Genomic DNA, 16,331 nt, shown 5'->3' with positions numbered 1-16,331 from the left:
AAGGAAGGGCCGATGTGGAGGCCGCCGGGTGGATTTCAAGAGGCATGGTGGCGATGGCGGCGCACGTCCCAGCCCATGGCATCTCTGATGCGCCGGCAACCGACTTGCCCATCCGGCTGGAACAAGGTTTGCTGCAATGCAGCAAACTCGTCCTCGAAACGCCGGCGAGACGCCAGCGTGTGTACCGGCTACAGGATCACCAACCCGGATTGCGGCAACACCATGACTACTCAAGCCTCTGCCATCACGATTGCCGACGGTCCGCCACCCGAGTACGCGGTGGCGATGGCCGACCTGGAACAGCGCGCCGCGCGCGGCGAACTGTCGCTGGCGCAAGCCAAGCAGGAAATCTTCCAGTTGCGCGAGCGCTTCGCGGCCGGCGGCATCGCGGCCGTGATGCGCTGGGCCGCTGAAGCCCACTGAGGCGGCGCGTCCCGCCTTCCCCTCCCGTCTGCGTCGATGTTCAGCCCGGGCCCTTGCGGCGCCCGGGCGGGCTTGGCGCACCGTCAAGGTTCTCAGCAACCGGGCGTGTGCATACCGGCCACGCCTTCACCTCGAACAAGGAGCCTTCAATGAACGACTACATCACCCACGCGCAGGAAGCCGCCAAGCAGTGGGGCGAGCTCAGCGCCACCTTCTTCAAGCAGCAGGTCCAGCTGTTCCAGGCGCCCCTGGGCGCCGGCACCGCCACGCCCGATGCGCGCACCGCCGCGGCGGGCTTCATCCAGGCCACGCAGCAGGCCGATGAATTCGTGGTCAAGGCGGTGAAGCTGCTCGACACGCAATGCGCGCAGTTCCTGGACACGCTGCTGCAGGACAGCGTGGCGAAGCAGTCGCTGGCGCCCGTCGTGGCCGGCTACAAGAGCGCGTCGCAGGCCGTGGTGGCCGCGGTCGAGCAACTGGCTCAGGCGCGCAAGGCGCTGCTGGACAAGGCGACGGTGGTCTGACCGGCGGCCGGGGTCGCGCTCAGCGCGGCCCGTCCGGCAGCTCGTCCTCGCCCGGCCGGTAGCTCGACTGCTGCTGCGCCGGGTTGCGGTTGACCAGGCGCCGGCCGTACAGGGGGTGACTGCGACCCCGCATCTCGTGCTCCAGCTCGTACAGCAGCCGGCCATCGGCCGGGTCCACGAGCTGGGTGAAGCGCCAGTCCTGCGGGCCCCGGTCGCGTTGCAGCAGGCCGCGTGATCCGAGCCGGCGGTGCGCTTCCTCGGGGCGGTCGAGGTAGAGCTGCACGTGGTGCCCGTCGTAGGGCGGCAGGCTGGAGCGCGTCTCGGCGAAGCGCAGCGACTGCCCGCTGGCCAACGGCACCACGGCCTGGTGCAGTCCGCCGCCCAGCGCCAGCAAGGTGGCCGGCGCGCCCAGCAGCTCGGTGTAGAAGCGGCCGATGCCCGCCGCCGTGCCGGGGGGCACGTCCAGCGCTACATACGCCAGGCCCGGCAGCGTCTCGCCGGGCGCCGCGGCATGGACCTTGAACACGTTGCCCCAAGGGCAGCGCAGTTCCAGCAGCTCGCCTGCCTCGCGGAAGTCGAAGGACGTGTGCGCCAGCAGCGGGCGCAGCGGCGCCAGCCGGGCTGGCAGCGCCCGTTGCCACGGCACCGTCAGGCCGATGCACCCGCGCAGCCGCTGCGGCGTGCGCCGCGTCGGCAGGTGCATCTGGGTGCGGCCGATGTTGATCCACATGTTGTCGAGCCCGACCATCAGGAACGGGTCCCGGGTGAAGCCCAGGCCCACCACGTAGAACAGCGTGGCGAGCTGCTGATCGGGCTGCGTGAGGTTGACGTGCTCCAGCAGCACCAGCGCACTGGCGCTGCGGGGCAGCAGGGGCGGCAACGCCGCGGAGGAGGGGGGCATCTCGGCGTTGTGCGGCATGTCGTTCGGCTTGCAAAGACGATGGCCGATTGTGGGCGCGCCCGGCCTCCGCAGTGGGCGGCGGGCGGCAGTGCCTTGCTGCGGTGCGATAGTGCGGGTCTATCTTCAGAAGGCAGCAGCGGGACAGCGAGCCCGCGGCAGCTGCCCACGACCTCATGAGCGACGATTCTCAAGACAAGCCCGCCCCGCAAACCCGAGCCCGCCGCAGTACCGCGGCTGCGGTGCTCCCGGTGGGACTGGGCAGACAGGCGCTGGCGCCGCGCGTGGAAGCCTGGGGCCTGGTCGTCGATTTGAAGCGCCCGGTCGCTTCACCAGCGCTCCTGGACCGGAAGCAGGCGGCGAAGGTGGGCCGCACGCTGGTGGAAGCGCTGTACCCGGCCCGGGCGGAACGCCGCGCGCTGGCGCAGGCCGGTCATGTGCTGGCCTTGGCCGACGGGCTCATGAGCACCGAGTCCTTCCTACATGACGAGGACATTCGGCTGGAGCTCGAAGAGCTGCGTGCCTACCTCGGCCGCGTGCTGCCCGCGCCTCCCGGGAAGGGTGAGGTCCGGACGCCCTGGATGACCCTGGCGGACTGCTTCCACGCCACGGACAAGTCGAACGACACCGCCGCGTTCGCAACGGGCCTGTACGACGAGACCGACTCGGTGTCGCTGTGCCTGCCGTTCTTTCGCGCCCACTTCGAGCACCAGGGCCCGGAGTCCGATCCGTTCGGGAGCGTGTTTGCCGACGCCGCGTACCGGCCTTCCAGCCCGGCGCTCCTTGAGGCGCTGGCCGATGCCCTGGGCGTCGCGAGCAGCGACATCAAGGAAGTCGCCCTGGTCCCGCTGCGGCGTGCCGATGCGGCGGACGCCCAGGAGCCGAAGGATGAGGATGCATCGTCCGCCTTCGGCAGCGCCGGGTACGAGGGCGTGCTGTTCGCGCTGGCGCAGCAGGACAAGCACGAGCTCGATGCCTGCCATCCCGGCGAGGAGCTGGCCACGGCGCTCAAGGCCATGCAGGCGCAGGCGGTGGACGAGGAGGCGATCCAGTACGGCTGGCGCCACGGTGTCGCGGTGGCCGTCAGGCCCAGCGGCGAGGTTCTGCTCGGATTCGCGACGGTCGATGAGATGGGCGCGGCGCTGCCCGGCCCGCTCGGCGGGGAAGGCGGCCCCGGCGAACAGCTCGCTTCGCGCTGGCAGCGCTGGCTGCTGGGGCACTACATCCCGGTCCTGCAGGAAGCCCTCAATGCGGGCTGCAGCGCCCTGGCCTTCTCGGCGCCAGCCGTGGCCGCCCGGCTGGAGACGGCTGGCGGAGCCGCGAGCATCCGGCGCGAGCTACCGCTGCTGGAGGCCGTCGTGGTCGAAAACAGCAGTCGCGTGATCGGCGATCTGGCGCCCGGCGTGCGCGTGCAAGCCTGGCGCTGCCTGGCGCTGCGCGAGGTGCCCCAGGCCGACAGGCCCCGGGGGCCCGGCCACGGCGAAGCCTTCCTGCTCTGCGTGGTCCTGTTCGTGCTGGACGAGGACGGCCACCCGGTTCAGCAAACGAACTTCTTCCACACCACGCCCTTCGCGGCCGACGTGCTGAAGGACAGCGCCGAGCATCACGCCGACGGGTTGAAGCTGCCGCTGGAATGGCACAACGCCCTGCTGCACGTCGGCGACGATCTGCAGCTCGCGATCAGCGAGGAGCAGGAGCTGCAGGTCAGCCCGCAGGCGGCCTGGAGGCATGCAAGCCATCGGCGGGATCATTGAGTTGATCCCGCCCGGCGCGCGGGCTAGCGCTTCGGCGCCTGGGCCGCTGCTGCTGCTTCGCGGGCCTTGTCCTTCTTGCTCTTGCGCCGGCCCTTGATGCCGCCGCCATCGGGCGCCGCCGCGGCGGCGGCTGGCGGCTGTGTCACCGGCTCGAAGCCGGCGACGCGTTCGCGCGGCACGCGCAGCTGCTGGCGCTTCTCGATGAGCTTGAAATGGGCGTCGGATTCCGGCGTCACGAAGCTGATGGCCAAGCCAGGCGCGCCCGCGCGGCCGGTGCGGCCGATGCGGTGCGTGTAATCGGCCGCCGAGCGGGGCAGGTCGTAGTTCAGCACCGCCGGCAGCCCGGCGATGTCCAGTCCGCGCGCCGCCAGGTCGGTGGCCACCAGCACCTGCAGCCGGCCGGCCTGGAAGTCGGCGAGCACCGCGCGCCGGGTGCCCTGAGCCAGTTGCCCGTGCAACGCCGCCGCGGCGATGCCGGCGCGCTGCAGCTTCTCGGCCACGTGGCCGGTGGCGTACTGCGTGGCCACGAACACCAGCAGCCGCGGCCACCGCTCCTGGGTGATCAGATGGCGCAGCAGCGCGGTGCGGCGCGCCTCGTCCACCTCCAGCGCGTACTGTTCGATGTCGGGCCGGGCCTCGGGCTCCGGCGGCAGCTCGATGCGTTGCGGCTCGTGCAGCAGCTGTCCCGCCAGCGCCTGGACCGCGTGGGGAAAGGTGGCGCTGAAGCACAGGTTCTGCCGCCGCGGCGGCAGCAGCGCCAGGATGCGCGCCAGCTCGTCCGCGAAGCCCAGGTCGAGCAGCCGGTCGGCCTCGTCGAGCACCAGCGTCCGCACGTCGGCCAGCTTCAGCGCGTTGTGCGCCACCACGTCCAGCAGCCGCCCGGGCGTGGCCACCACGACGTCGGCGCCGCCGCGCAGGCCCATCAGCTGCGGGTTGATGGAGACGCCGCCGAACAGCACAGCGACGCGCGGCGCCGTGCGCAGGCCGTGGGACAGCTCGCGCAGCACCGCGCCGACCTGGACCGCCAGCTCGCGCGTGGGCACCAGCACCAGCCCGTGCAGCCGGCGCGGTCCGGGCGGGCTGCGCTGCTCCAGCTGCTGCAGCAGGGGCAGGGCGAAGGCCGCCGTCTTGCCCGAGCCGGTGTGGGCCTGCGCCTGCAGGTCGCGTCCCTGGAGCACGGCCGGTATGGCGCTGGCCTGGATCGGCGTGGGCACCGCGTAGCCACGCTCCTGCGCGGCACGGACGAGAGAGGGACACAGGCCCAGGGAAGCAAAGGACATGGGAGCAGGCCGCACGGCAGCGGCAAGGGGTGCGGGGCCGGTATTGTCCGTGCACCGGCCTTCGCGCCGGCTGCGGCGGGCATCAGCCCATGAGCACTTCCGGCAGTTGCCTGGCGATGTCGGCGATCGCCGCGTTGCGCGCCTCGAAGGACGCGCCGGCCTGCGTGATGTAGACGCTGGCGATCACGGGGGCGCGGCCGGGCGGCCAGATCACCGCCACGTCGTTGGCGGTGCCGAAGTCGCCGCTGCCGGTCTTGTCGCCGATGCGCCAGGCCGCGGGCAGCCCGGCGCGCAGCCGCGCATCGCCGGTGCGGTTGTCCAGCAGCCAGCGCGTGAGCTGCTCGCGCGAGGCGCTGCCCAGGTGCCGGCCCAGCAGCAGGGCGTGCAGGTTCCCGCCCATGGCCGCCGGGCTCGTGGTGTCGCGCGCATCGCCGGGCCGGGCCTCGTTCAGTGCCGTCTCCCAGCGGTCGAGCCGGGTCGTGCCGTCCCCCAGCGAGCGCGCGAAGGCCGTGACCGCGGCCGGCCCGCCCAGGCTGCGCAGGATCAGGTTGGCCGCCGTGTTGTCGCTGTGCGTCATCGCCGCCTCGCACAGCTCGGCCAGGCGCAGGCCGGCGCCATCGGCATGCGGCCCCGTCACCGGCGAGTAGGTGACGAGATCACCGGCTCCGAAACGGATGCGCCGGTCCAGGTCCTCGGCGCCCGCGTCCACGCGCGCCAGCACGGCGGCGCAGGCCAGCAGCTTGAAGGTGCTGCACATCGGGAAGCGCTCGTGGGCCCGGTGCGCCCACTGGCGTCCGGTCTGCGTGTCCAGCACGTGCACGCCCAGCCGCGCGTCCAGGCGCCGCTCGATGGCGGGCAGGGCGCGGGACAGCGCGTCCTGGGGCGCTTCGGTCAGGTCGCGGGCGGTACCGGGCAGGGCGGTCAGCAGCGGCAGGCCGCCAAGCGCCAGCGCAAGCCGGCGTCGGGTCAGGTGGGGCATGGGTCAAGCTTGGCCAAAAGGCGAGATTTCACCGCAGCCTTGGAGCGCCCGGGCGGCGGGAGGCCGGCGCGGGGCGAACTCTAGAATCTCCGGTTGTCTGACGTCACACCAGGAAATACACCGTGAACAATTCCGGGATCACGCGCCGCACCGCGCTCACCGCGGCCGCGCTGCTGCTGGGCGCCGGGGCCCAGGCCCAGGGCATCGAGGAACGCACCATCCGCATCGGCACCACCGTCCCGGCCGACCATCCCATCAGCCTGGGCGCGAGGAAATTCGTCGAAATCGTCGCGGCCAAGAGCGGCGGCAAGCTGAAGGTGAAGGACTACCCGGCGCTGCAACTGGGTCCCGAGCTGCAGCAGCAGTCGGCCCTGGTCGGGGGCGTGCAGGAGATGTTCGTCCCGAGCACCGCGTCGCTGGCGGGCGTCGTCCGCGAATTCACGCTGCTGGACCTGCCCTTCCTCATCCGCACCTCGGCGCAGGCCGACGCCCTGATGGACGGTCCCTTCGGCCAGGCCCTGCTGGCCAAGCTGCCGGAGAAGGGCCTGGTGGGCCTGGCGATCTGGGAGAACGGCCTGCGCCACGTGACCAACAGCCGCCATCCCATCCGGCGCCTGGAGGACCTGCAGGGCCTGAAGATCCGCGTGCAGCAGAGCCCGGTCTTCATCGACGTGTTCAAGGCCCTGAACGCCAACCCGGTGCCCATGTCCTTCGGCGAGGTCTACGGTGCGCTGGAAAGCAAGGCCCTGGACGCGCAGGAGAACCCGCTGCTGGTGGCGCGCTCGGCCAAGCTCTACGAAGTGCAGAAGTACGCCAGCAACACCGGCCATGCCTATGGCGTGGTGGTGGTCCTGGTGAGCAAGAAGTTCTGGGACAAGCTGTCGGCCGACGAGCGCAAGCTGCTGCAGGGCGCCGCCCTGGAAGCCCGCGACTACCAGCGCCAGGTCAGCCGCGACCAGGCGCGCAAGGCCATGGAAGACCTCAAGGCCGCGGGCATGCAGGTCAACGAGGTTTCCGCCGCGGAACAGGCCCGTATGCGCCAGGCCACGCAACCCGTGGCGGACCGCCTGCTGCAGACCTACGACCCGGCTCTGGTGCGCCTGCTGCGCTCGGAGCTGGAGCGCATCGCGCACATGTCCTGAGGCGGGCCGGCCCGCGCAGCGCCGCGTGGCCGGGCTCGCACGCCAGGCGTGACCGGATCGAGGAACGACTGGTCCGTACCCAGGGTAATTACGGGTAAGGGTTCCGGCGTCCCGTGTTTTAGGATAGCGCTATCCCACAGCAAGGACACTCTGGTGTCATCTTGCCTGGGGAAGCAGGGCAGCGCATGCGAAGCGGAAGAGAAGTCCGCTTCATTTTTTTGGCTTTCTGGGACAGCGCTATCCAACGATTGCATCGATCGTGCCGACGGGCATGGCCGCCAGCAGGAGCGGGCGACAGGCGCCCATCCGCCACGGCTTGCAGGCCGATCCCGCTGCCTGACTCTTCCGGCCCTCGGCCTCGGCCGCTGGTCCGGTTCGTTTCTCTCACCTCTGCAGGAATCTCGAATGAAAACCCGCTCGCTACTCGTTGCCGCCGCCCTGCTGTCCGCACTGGCGGCTCCCGCCACGGCACAGAAGGTCCTGAAGGTCGGCATCGGCCTCAGTGACGACCATCCCCAGGGCGTGGCGGTCAAGAAGTTCGGCGAAATCCTGTCGCACAAGACCGGCGGCAAGCTGACGGTCAAGCTGTATGCCAGCGGCGCGCTGGGCAACGATGTGACGATGATCTCCGCGCTGCGCGGCGGCATGCAGGAAATGGTGGTGCCGGACAGCTCGACGCTGGTCAGCCTGGTCAAGGACTTCGGTGTCATCAACCTGCCACTGGTGATCCAGAACGAGAAGGAAGCCGATGCGCTGCTGGATGGCCCCTTCGGCCAGAAGCTGCTGGAGAAGCTGCCGGAGAAGGGCCTGATCGGCCTGGCCTTCTGGGAAAACGGCTTCCGGCATGTGAGCAACAGCCGCAAGCCCATCAACAAGGCCGACGACTTCTCGGGCCTCAAGGTGCGCGTGGTCCAGAACCCGTTGTTCATCGACACCTTCAACACGCTGGGCGCCAACGCCGTGCCCATGCCCTTCACCGAGCTGTACTCGGCGATGGAGCAGAAGGCGGTGGACGGGCAGGAGAACCCGCTGGCCACCATCCTCGCCAGCAAGTTCTACGAGGTGCAGAAGCACACGGTGCTGGACAAGCACATCTACAGCGCCTGGGTGCTGCTGTTGTCCAAGAAGACCTGGGATGGCTTCACGGCCGACGAGAAGAAGGCCGTGCAGGAGGCGGCGCGCGAGGCCACCGTGTTCGAGCGCAAGACCATCCGGGCCTTCAGCGAGCAGGCCCTGGCGGAGCTGAAGAAGCAGGGCATGCAGGTGACGGAGCTGCCGGCGGCCGAGCAGGCGCGCATGAAGGAGAAGCTGCAGCCGGTGGTGGCCAAGTTCAGCAAGGAATTCGGCGAGGCCACCGCCAAGGCCATGTTCACCGAGCTGGAGCAGATCCGCGCCAGGAAGTGAGACGGATACACCTTGCTGCACGTGGTGCCGGCGGTGCCGCCGCATGCCGCGGCGGCGCTGAGCCACGACATCGCGCAGGACTGCTACCGCGACGAGGCGGAGTCGGTGTTTCGGGCCGCTGCGGCGGCCCAAGCGCGAGAAGCGCCCGCCCCCGTGGCCTGACATCAGGTTGCCGGCTCACCCGCGCTGATGCCGCGCCACGATGGCGTGGCACGGCACCAGTCTCGTCGTCCACTCAGGCTCAGAGTTTGGGCGTGCACTTGGCGAAGGTCGAGGGACAGCCGTTCTTGAGGCCGCCGGAACTGCCCGATGAGAAAGCCTCGCCCTTGAACATTTTCAGCACGTCGGCCCAGGGATTGTGACGGGCGGTATAGCGGAACCAGAACAGGTAATTGGCATGCAGCTTGTCGCGGCCAAAGCGGTAGATATCGCGCACGTCGGGCGGGTTGTAGGGGCCGCCGTGGCGCACCGCGTCATAGGAATCCGTTTCCACCTTCATGCCGATCGGAATGGTGCCGGTTGCCTTCGGGTTGAAGCCGTAGGCGGAACGGTTCAGGTTCGGATCGTTGATGAAAACGTCCGGGCCGCCCATGCCCACGCCGTTTTTCTTCATGTTCTCAAACAGCGCAGGCATGAAATTGGCGGGGTAATTCATGAACTGAATCACCACGCTGTTGGGAAATGCATTGCGCGTCGCGGTATCCACCCGGGCCAGGTTGGAGAAGAAACGCTGTTTCTGGGCCTCGCTGAGTGGTTTGACCATTTTTCCGAAGGCGGTTTCGTTGAACATGATGCCTTCGAAATTGTTGTTCTTGTTGTAGCGGCGGCCCAGGGCCTGTGATAGCGCGATGAGACGGTCGCGCACGTTGTCGTTGTGCAGCGCGACGTTCTCGCCCTGGGTGCCCTTGATGGTGCCGATGCGGAACGCGCCGCCGCCGTACTGGGCTGTGCGCAGATAGTCGGGCACGGCCTTGTCGCCGTTGACCGTCTTGGTGCTCAGCATCACGAACAGGCGCTTGTTCTTGGCCGCCGCCTTCTGCAGGTAGCGCTCGACGCGCGAGAAGTCGTATTGCCCCTTGCGTGGCTCCAACTGGCGCCAGCTGGCGCGCACCACGATGCCTTTCACGAAAGGCATGCCCGCGGTTTCGCGCAGGGCGGCGTCGATGACGTAATCGCCGGCCTTGGAACCGAAGAATACGTAATGGCCGGGATTCCACTTGACCGTCGGACCGCCCGCCGCGGCGGCGGCAAATTCGCGCGTCGCACCGGCGCTCATTTCGGCGAAATCCAGAGGCACCGGTTCCGCGGCCTGCTCGTTCACGAAAGTCAGTGGATCCAATATGGGAAATGATTCGCCGGCGAGATCGTCCGGACCGATCCGGATCGACCAATCTTCCGCCGCATCATCCTCGATATCCATTTCCATGGCGGACAGCCCATCGGCTTTCAACTCGGCGGCATACTCCCGTTGCCCAGCCGCGGCATGGGTGCCAACGACAGACGCCGTTTCCGTTTGCGCGGCGTTTTCGTAGGAGAAATCCTCTCCGCCGCCACAAGCGCTCAAAAGCAAGGAGCAAGCAATTGAACAGGCCGAGAGGTTATTCTTGGTCAGCAGTTTCATTCGTATGGTCAACGGCACGCCTGCACGAGGCACGCGCGGGGCATGCTTCGCAGGCTTGGGTACAGCAGACCTGGCGGGCGCTCTTCGCGCGCCTCTTTGCTCAGGGTCGTCATGGATTGCGCGGCACGTCGGTTCGTGGCGCGGTCGAACAATGCCACGCTGCGCGGCTCCACGGGTTACGGCATCTTTGGAGGCGTAAAGAGATGCAGACAAGACTCGGCGCCTGGATCGCCGCAACCACCGTGCTGGACGTTGCTTAGGCAACAGATAGGTGCCATTGCATTGGAGCAAATGCTCCTGGCCGCGAAGCCGGCGCGTTGCCGCCGAGCGTGCTGGCCGTGGTGCTCTCCGGCGCGGGAGGGCGAAACAACTGGCCACACTGCACCTTTTTGAACAATCGCCGCGGCCCGCTCCCTGCTCGGACCGCTGGCGCATCAACGAGGTCGAGGTGTCCTGCGTGCCTGAGGGCGACCGCACCCATGTGCCGCTGGAGGTGGAGCGGGCCTTCAGGCGCGATGGCTGCCTCTCGCTGGCCCTCTGGACCGGCGTGCGCCCGATGCGCGCGATCGCATCTGAACTTGAGCGCCTGATCCGACGATGGTTGAGTTGCCGGCCGCAAGCCGTTGCGGCTGCAACTTCACATAAGGGCTATTGCGGCCTGCGCCACCGCTTCTGAGCGATCCGGCAAGGCCGTGCCCCTTGGATTCATTCCAGTTCGCGATGGCCAGTGAAGTCATTCCGTCATGCCCGCGCAGGCGGGCATCCACGCGGACCGGGATGCCGCCTGGAGTTCGTGGACACCCGCCTGCGCGGGTGTGACGGGATTCTTTAAGTCGGCGTCAAGAACCGGTATCACACCGGCCTGAGCCAGACCGGCGAGATCAGGTGGCGGTGGATCGTCTCGCCGGTGCTGTCCACGGCGACCGTGACCGGGAAGTCGGCCAGCTCGAATTCGTGGATCGCTTCCATGCCGAGGTCTTCGAAGGCCAGCACCCGCGCGCCGCGGATCGCCTTGGACAGCAGGTACGCCGCGCCGCCCGTGGCTGCGAGGTAGGCTGCGCCGTGGCGGGCGATCGACGCGATGGCATCTGCTCCCCGCTCGGCCTTGCCGATCATGGCCAGCAACCCGGTGTGCTGCAGCAGCGGCTCCACGAACTTGTCCATGCGCGTGGCCGTGGTCGGCCCGGCCGGCCCGACCGCCTCGTTCCCTACCGCGTCCACCGGACCGACGTAGTAGATGACGCGGTTGCGCAGCTCCACGGGCAGCGGCTCGCCGCGCTGCAGTAGCTCCACCAGGCGCTTGTGGGCGGCGTCGCGTGCGGTCAGCACCTTGCCCGACAGCAGCAGCGTCTGGCCGATGCGCCAGCGGGCGACGTCGGCGCGCTCCAGGCGGTCCAGGTTGACCCGCAGGGCATCGGTCACGTCGAAGCGGTCGGGAATGCCGTCCCACAGCGCGGGTGACGGCATCTCGATGCGCGCGGGCCCCGAGCCATCGAGTTTCAGCCGCACGTAGCGCGTGGCGGCGCAGTTCGGGACCAGGGCCACGGGGATGGTGGCGGCGTGGCACGGCGCCGTCTTCAGCTTCACGTCCAGCACCGTGCTCAGGCCGCCGAGTCCCTGCGCACCGATGCCCAGCGCGTTGACGCGCTCGTACAGGTCCAGCCGCAGTGCCTCCTCGGGATGGCCGGCGCCGCGGGTGCGCAGCTCCTGGATGTCGATCGGCTCGAACAGCGAGAGCTTGGCCAGCAGCATGGCCTGCTCCGGCGTGCCGCCGATGCCCAGCCCGAGGATACCGGGCGGGCACCAGCCTGCGCCCATGCCGGGCAGTTGCTGCAGCACCCAGTCGGCAACGCTGTCGCTGGGATTGAGCGTGGCAAAGCGCGCTTTCACGTCGCCGCCGCCGCCCTTGGCGACGACGACGATTTCCAACTCGCTGCCCTCCACCAGCTCGCAGTGGACGACGGCCGGCGTGTTGTCGCGGGTGTTCAGGCGCCGCCCCAGCGGGTCGCTGACCATCGTGGCGCGCAGCGGGTTGGCGGGATCGCGGTAGGCGCGGCGCACCGCCTCGTCGGCGACCGCCTGCAGGCTGCGTGGCGGCGTGCCGTCACGACGGAAGAACTGCACGCCGCAACCCATGCGCACGAAGACCTGCGCCACCCCGGTGTCCTGGCACAGCGGCCGGCGGCCGAGGGCGCTGAGACGGCTGTTGATCAGCATCTGTTCGATGGCGGCGCGGGCTGGCGGGTGCGTCTCCGTGGCGTGGGCGCGGCGCAGCGCCCGCACGAAGTCCGCCGGATGGTGGTGGCTGACGAACTGCAGCGCCTCGGCGATGCTGCAGGCCAGGTCCTCCTGTGCGATGGCGGCCATGGCGGGTCAATCCGGCTGGATGTTGGCCGCGGCGGCGACCTTGCGCCAGCGCTCCACCTCGGCGGCCGTGTGCTGCGCGAACGCCTCCGGCGCGTACTGGGCTTCGGGCAGCAGCTTGATGCCCTGGTCGGCCATCTTCTTCGTCCATTCCTTGTCGCCCAAGGCCTTCAGGTATGCCTGGTGCAGCTTGCCCACCACGACCTTGGGCGTGCCCTTGGGCGCGTACAGGCCGTACCAGGTCGAGGCCTCGAAGCCGGGCAGCGTCTTGTCGGTGAGCGGGGGCACGTCCGGGTACTGCGGCATGGACGTCGGCGAGGTCAGCGCGATGGCGTTGAGCCGCCCGCCGGCCACTTGCGGCAGCGCCGTGTTGGTCTGGTCGAACATGGCGTCCACCTGGCCGGCAATCAGGTCGTTCATCGCCGGCGCCACACCCTTGTAGGGCACCGGCGTGACCTCGATGCCGGCCTTGGACGCGAACAGCGCGGCGACCAGGTGCGAGCTCGATCCCACGCCGGCATTGCCGAAGTTGAGCTTGCCCGGCCGAGCCTTGGCCGCCGCGATGAGCTCCGCCGCTGTCTTGTAGGGCGATGCCTTGGGCACCAGCAGCACCAGCGGCGTGTCGGGGAAGCGGAACACCGGGTCGAAGCTCTTGACCGGGTCGTAGTTGAGCTTCTTGTACAGCGCGGGCGCGGCGCCCATGTAGCCCAGGTGCCCGACCAGGAAGGTGTAGCCGTCGGGCGCGGCCTTGGCCGCCTTGCCCGCGCCGATGGTGCCGCCGGCGCCGCCGACGTTCTCGATGATGATCTGCTGGCCGATCTGCTTCGTCACCTTGTCGGCGATGTCTCGCGCCATCGCGTCGGTGGGGCCGCCGGCGGCAAAGGGCACGATCCAGGTGATCGGCCTGGCAGGCCAGGCCTGGGCCTGGGCCCACTGCGTTCCCAGCAGCGCGACGGCGGCGCAGGCGAGCTTGATGGTCTTCATGGTTGTCTCCTCAACGGGGCATGCAGGCCGCTGCGGCCCCTGCCATGGGCCACGAGCGCAACGGGGACGGGTGTGTGATTCCAGTTCGCGATTGCCGGTGAAGTCATTCCGTCATGCCCGCGCAGGCGGGCATCCACGCGGACCGGGATGCCGCCCGGAGTTCGTGGACACCCGCCTCCGCGGGTGTGACGGGATTCTTTAAGTCGGCGTTAAGAGCTGGTATGAGAGCGGACGGGGCCGCAGGGACCAGCGCCGGCCTCAGGCGGCGCTCTTCTCGGACAGCGCCAGCGCGCGGTCCACCATCTGCGGCGCCAGGCCCAGGTAGTTGGCCGGGTCGGTCAGGCGGTCGATGGCGGCGCGGTCGAAGTGCCGGGTGACGGCCGGCAGCGCGGCCAGCGCCTCGGAGAGCGAGCAACCGGTGTCGTTGGCGGTGCGGCAGGCGTCGTAGACCACGTCGTGTGCCTGCTGGCGGCCGATGGCCGGCGCCAGGCCCATCATCACCGCCTCGGCCACGATCAGGCCGCGGCTGATGCCCAGGTTGTGGCGCATGCGGTCGGTGTCCACGATCAGCCCGCCCAGCGCGAACCTGGCCTGGTGCAGCGCGCCCGCGGTGAGGATGAAGCTCTCGGGCATCGCGATCCACTCGGCGTGCCAGGGGCCGGTGGCGCGCTCGAAGTCCTGGACCATCGCGTCCACCATCAGCCCGGCATGCTGGCGCACGGCCTTGGAGGCCGCGAGCATCAGCTCGCTGGAGATGGGGTTGCGCTTCTGCGGCATGGTGCTGCTGGCGCCCCGGCCCTTGACGAAGGGCTCGTAGACCTCGGCGTACTCGGTCGAGGCCATGATCATGATGTCCAGCGCGATCTTGCCCAGCGACCCGGTGATGAGCGCCAGCAGGTTCACGGTCTCGGCAAAGCCGTCGCGCGCCACGTGCCAGGTGGTTGCGGGCACATCCAGCCCCAGCTCCTCGGCCAGCGCCTGCTGCACCTCGAAGCCCTTGGCGCCCAGCGATGCGAGCGTGCCGGCGGCGCCGGCGAACTCCACCACCAGCACGCGCTTCTTCAGCTCGGCCAGGCGCTCCTGGTGGCGGTCGAACATCGCCAGCCAGATCGCGGTCTTGTAGCCGAAGGTCACCGGCAGCGCCTGCTGCAGGTGCGTGCGCCCGGCCATGGGCGTGTCCCGATGCTTGCGGGAGAGCTCGGCCAGGATGCGGCGCAGCCCGGTGACGTCAGCCTCGACGATGTCGAGGGCCGCGCGCACCTGCAGCACGTTGGCCGTGTCCATGATGTCCTGCGTGGTGGCGCCCCAGTGGATGTAGCGGCCGGCCTCGCCGCACATCGCCACCAGCTGGTGCACCAGCGGCAGGATCGGGTAGCCCACGATGTCGGTCTCGTGGCGCATGTGGTCGAAGTCGATGCGCTCCAGCCGCGACTCGCGCGCGATGACCTCGGCGGCCTCGGACGGGATGACGCCGCAGCGGGCTTCGGCACGCGCCAGCGCCACTTCGACCTCGATGTAGCGCTGGATCAGCGCGCGGTCGGAAAAGACGTCGCGCATGTGCTGCGTGCCGAAGGCGTCGCGGAACAGGATCGAGTCGACGACGGTGCTGGCGGCGGAAGCGAAGGAGGAGGTCATGGGGCCTGCTAATATGTTGCCAAAAAACGAACATATCAATATGTTCGGACATAAACACTGTAGTTTGTTCGAACATAACCACCATGCGGGTAAACCCGTGGTAACACGCTGGCCCGCGGAGACGGACATGAACAAGACAAGACACACGGATCTCGCCCGCGACCTGGCCGAGGGCATTGCCGGGGGGCGCTTTCCGGTCGGGTCGCTGCTGCCCACGGAGTTCGAGCTGTGCGACCGCTACGGCGCCAGCCGCTACACCGTGCGCAAGGCGCTGGACGAGTTGCAGGAGCTGGGGCTGATCTCGCGGCGCAAGAACGTGGGTACGCGGGTCGAGGCGTCGGGGCCGACCCCGGGCTTCACGCAGTCCATTGCCACCGTGGACGAGCTGGCGCAGTTCGGCGCTACGCACGTGCGGCAGGTGCGGGAGGTCAAGGAGATCGTGGCCGACCTGGCGCTGGCCAAGGAACTGGGCTGCCCGGGCGGCACGCGCTGGCTGCGCATCAGCAGCCTGCGCATGGACGGCGGCAAGAAGAGCCGCCCCATCGGCTGGACCGACGTCTACATCGACGCCTCCTACACCGAGGTTCCGGCGCTGGTGCGCGAGTCGCCGCAGGAGCTCATCAGCTCGCTGATCGAGAAGCGCTACGGCCGCCGCATCGCCTGCGTGCAGCAGGAGGTCAACGCGGTGAGCCTGTCAAAGGCGCTGAGCGAGCCGCTGGTCGCCGAGGCTGGTTCGCCGGCCCTGAAGATCGTGCGCCGCTACCTGGACTCGTCGGATGTGCCCTTCGAGATCTCGGTCTCGATCCACCCGGCCGACCGGTTCACGTTCTCCATGCAGATGAACCGGGCGCGGGAATGAGGCTGGGCCGCATGGCCCACGTGAAGGCTTTCATTCCAAGTTGCGCTTGTTAATGAAGTATTCCGTTCGTCCTGATGCTTCGATACCTCAGCACAGGGCGCGCCCTGATTCCAGTTCGCGATGGCCAGTGAAGTCATTCCGTCATGCCCGCGCAGGCGGGCATCCACGCGGACCGGGATGCCGCCCGGAGTTCGTGGACACCCGCCTCCGCGGGTGTGACGGGATTCTTTAAGTCGGCGTCAAGAACTGGTATGAGGTATCGAAGGGTCAGTACGAACAGGTCATTTCACGACCGAAATGAACTTGGAATCAGCTCCCTACCGGCAAACTGGCGAACCCGCGGTACAGCGGGCTTTGCGTGCGTTGTCCGGCTCCGCGCAGTTGCAAGCCCGGCCGGCGCCGGAGCAAGGTTCCCAGCACCGTCTGCGTCTCCAGCTGCGTCAGCGACGCGCCCAGGCACACGT

Annotated in this window: 15 protein-coding genes; 8 read left to right on the top strand and 7 right to left on the bottom strand. The window is 68.9% G+C overall.

All coding sequences use genetic code 11. From position 1 onward, the window contains the following. Positions 1–222 precede the first annotated feature (222 nt). Together Q0741_RS22325 and Q0741_RS22320 are read left to right on the top strand one after the other, a co-directional pair. Positions 223–423: a hypothetical protein gene (locus Q0741_RS22325; RefSeq protein ID WP_298235395.1), complete on the top strand. Its 201-nt coding sequence runs from the start codon at positions 223–225 to the stop codon at positions 421–423. Between the two features lie 149 nt (positions 424–572). Continuing rightward, positions 573–947 (top strand): hypothetical protein, encoded by a 375-nt coding sequence (locus tag Q0741_RS22320; RefSeq protein WP_298235394.1) that lies wholly within the window; start codon positions 573–575, stop codon positions 945–947. 19 nt (positions 948–966) lie between these two features. On the opposite strand, the gene Q0741_RS22315 is transcribed toward Q0741_RS22320, so the two are convergent. Then, the gene (locus Q0741_RS22315; RefSeq protein WP_298235393.1) at positions 967–1,866 is read right to left on the bottom strand and encodes a glyoxalase/bleomycin resistance/dioxygenase family protein; all 900 of its coding nucleotides are present in this window, start codon (positions 1,864–1,866) and stop codon (positions 967–969) included. Positions 1,867–2,096: 230 nt separating this feature from the next. On the opposite strand from Q0741_RS22315, the gene Q0741_RS22310 reads away from it, so the two are divergent. After that, entirely contained in the window at positions 2,097–3,599 is a 1,503-nt protein-coding gene (locus Q0741_RS22310) for a hypothetical protein (protein WP_298235392.1), read from the top strand. Positions 3,600–3,622: 23 nt separating this feature from the next. Here the strand turns inward: Q0741_RS22310 and Q0741_RS22305 are convergent, their stop codons facing one another. Together Q0741_RS22305 and bla are read right to left on the bottom strand one after the other, a co-directional pair. Then, positions 3,623–4,879 carry a DEAD/DEAH box helicase gene (locus Q0741_RS22305; RefSeq protein ID WP_298235391.1) on the bottom strand — a complete coding sequence of 419 codons (1,257 nt, stop codon included), beginning with the start codon at positions 4,877–4,879 and terminating at the stop codon, positions 3,623–3,625. An 82-nt stretch (positions 4,880–4,961) separates the two neighbouring features. After that, the gene (gene bla, locus Q0741_RS22300) at positions 4,962–5,858 is read right to left on the bottom strand and encodes a class A beta-lactamase (protein WP_298235390.1); all 897 of its coding nucleotides are present in this window, start codon (positions 5,856–5,858) and stop codon (positions 4,962–4,964) included. A gap of 122 nt (positions 5,859–5,980) precedes the next feature. Between bla and Q0741_RS22295 the strand changes: the two genes are divergently transcribed. The 3 genes from Q0741_RS22295 (at position 5,981) to Q0741_RS22285 (ending at position 8,566) form a co-directional block, all read left to right on the top strand. Next, positions 5,981–7,000: a TRAP transporter substrate-binding protein gene (locus Q0741_RS22295; RefSeq protein ID WP_298235389.1), complete on the top strand. Its 1,020-nt coding sequence runs from the start codon at positions 5,981–5,983 to the stop codon at positions 6,998–7,000. Between the two features lie 405 nt (positions 7,001–7,405). Continuing rightward, a complete protein-coding gene (locus Q0741_RS22290) occupies positions 7,406–8,404 on the top strand; it encodes a TRAP transporter substrate-binding protein (RefSeq protein ID WP_298235388.1) in 999 nt (332 codons plus the stop codon). 12 nt (positions 8,405–8,416) lie between these two features. After that, complete coding sequence (locus tag Q0741_RS22285) at positions 8,417–8,566, top strand: hypothetical protein (RefSeq protein ID WP_298235387.1); 150 nt, start codon at positions 8,417–8,419, stop codon at positions 8,564–8,566. Between the two features lie 79 nt (positions 8,567–8,645). On the opposite strand, the gene Q0741_RS22280 is transcribed toward Q0741_RS22285, so the two are convergent. Beyond that, the gene (locus Q0741_RS22280) at positions 8,646–10,025 is read right to left on the bottom strand and encodes a beta-galactosidase (protein WP_298235386.1); all 1,380 of its coding nucleotides are present in this window, start codon (positions 10,023–10,025) and stop codon (positions 8,646–8,648) included. Between the two features lie 457 nt (positions 10,026–10,482). Here Q0741_RS22280 and Q0741_RS22275 point away from each other — a divergent pair, with 457 nt between their 5' ends. Beyond that, positions 10,483–10,701 (top strand): hypothetical protein, encoded by a 219-nt coding sequence (locus Q0741_RS22275; protein ID WP_298235385.1) that lies wholly within the window; start codon positions 10,483–10,485, stop codon positions 10,699–10,701. Positions 10,702–10,877: 176 nt separating this feature from the next. Here Q0741_RS22275 and Q0741_RS22270 read toward each other — a convergent pair whose 3' ends face one another. From Q0741_RS22270 to pcaB, 3 genes are all read right to left on the bottom strand, one after another. Then, positions 10,878–12,392 carry a fumarate hydratase gene (locus Q0741_RS22270; RefSeq protein WP_298235384.1) on the bottom strand — a complete coding sequence of 505 codons (1,515 nt, stop codon included), beginning with the start codon at positions 12,390–12,392 and terminating at the stop codon, positions 10,878–10,880. 6 nt (positions 12,393–12,398) lie between these two features. Further along, positions 12,399–13,373 (bottom strand): tripartite tricarboxylate transporter substrate-binding protein, encoded by a 975-nt coding sequence (locus tag Q0741_RS22265; protein ID WP_298235383.1) that lies wholly within the window; start codon positions 13,371–13,373, stop codon positions 12,399–12,401. Between the two features lie 258 nt (positions 13,374–13,631). Continuing rightward, positions 13,632–15,008, bottom strand: a complete 1,377-nt coding sequence (pcaB, locus tag Q0741_RS22260; RefSeq protein WP_298235382.1) for a 3-carboxy-cis,cis-muconate cycloisomerase — start codon at positions 15,006–15,008, stop codon at positions 13,632–13,634. A 127-nt stretch (positions 15,009–15,135) separates the two neighbouring features. Here pcaB and Q0741_RS22255 point away from each other — a divergent pair, with 127 nt between their 5' ends. Beyond that, positions 15,136–15,867 carry a GntR family transcriptional regulator gene (locus Q0741_RS22255; RefSeq protein WP_298235381.1) on the top strand — a complete coding sequence of 244 codons (732 nt, stop codon included), beginning with the start codon at positions 15,136–15,138 and terminating at the stop codon, positions 15,865–15,867. Positions 15,868–16,331: the final 464 nt, after the last annotated feature.

Source organism: uncultured Azohydromonas sp., from assembly GCF_937926365.1.
Taxonomy (GTDB): Bacteria; Pseudomonadota; Gammaproteobacteria; order Burkholderiales; family Burkholderiaceae_C; genus Azohydromonas.
Note: the sequence above shows the minus strand (reverse complement) of the source record. Positions and strands in the feature narration are given on the sequence as shown.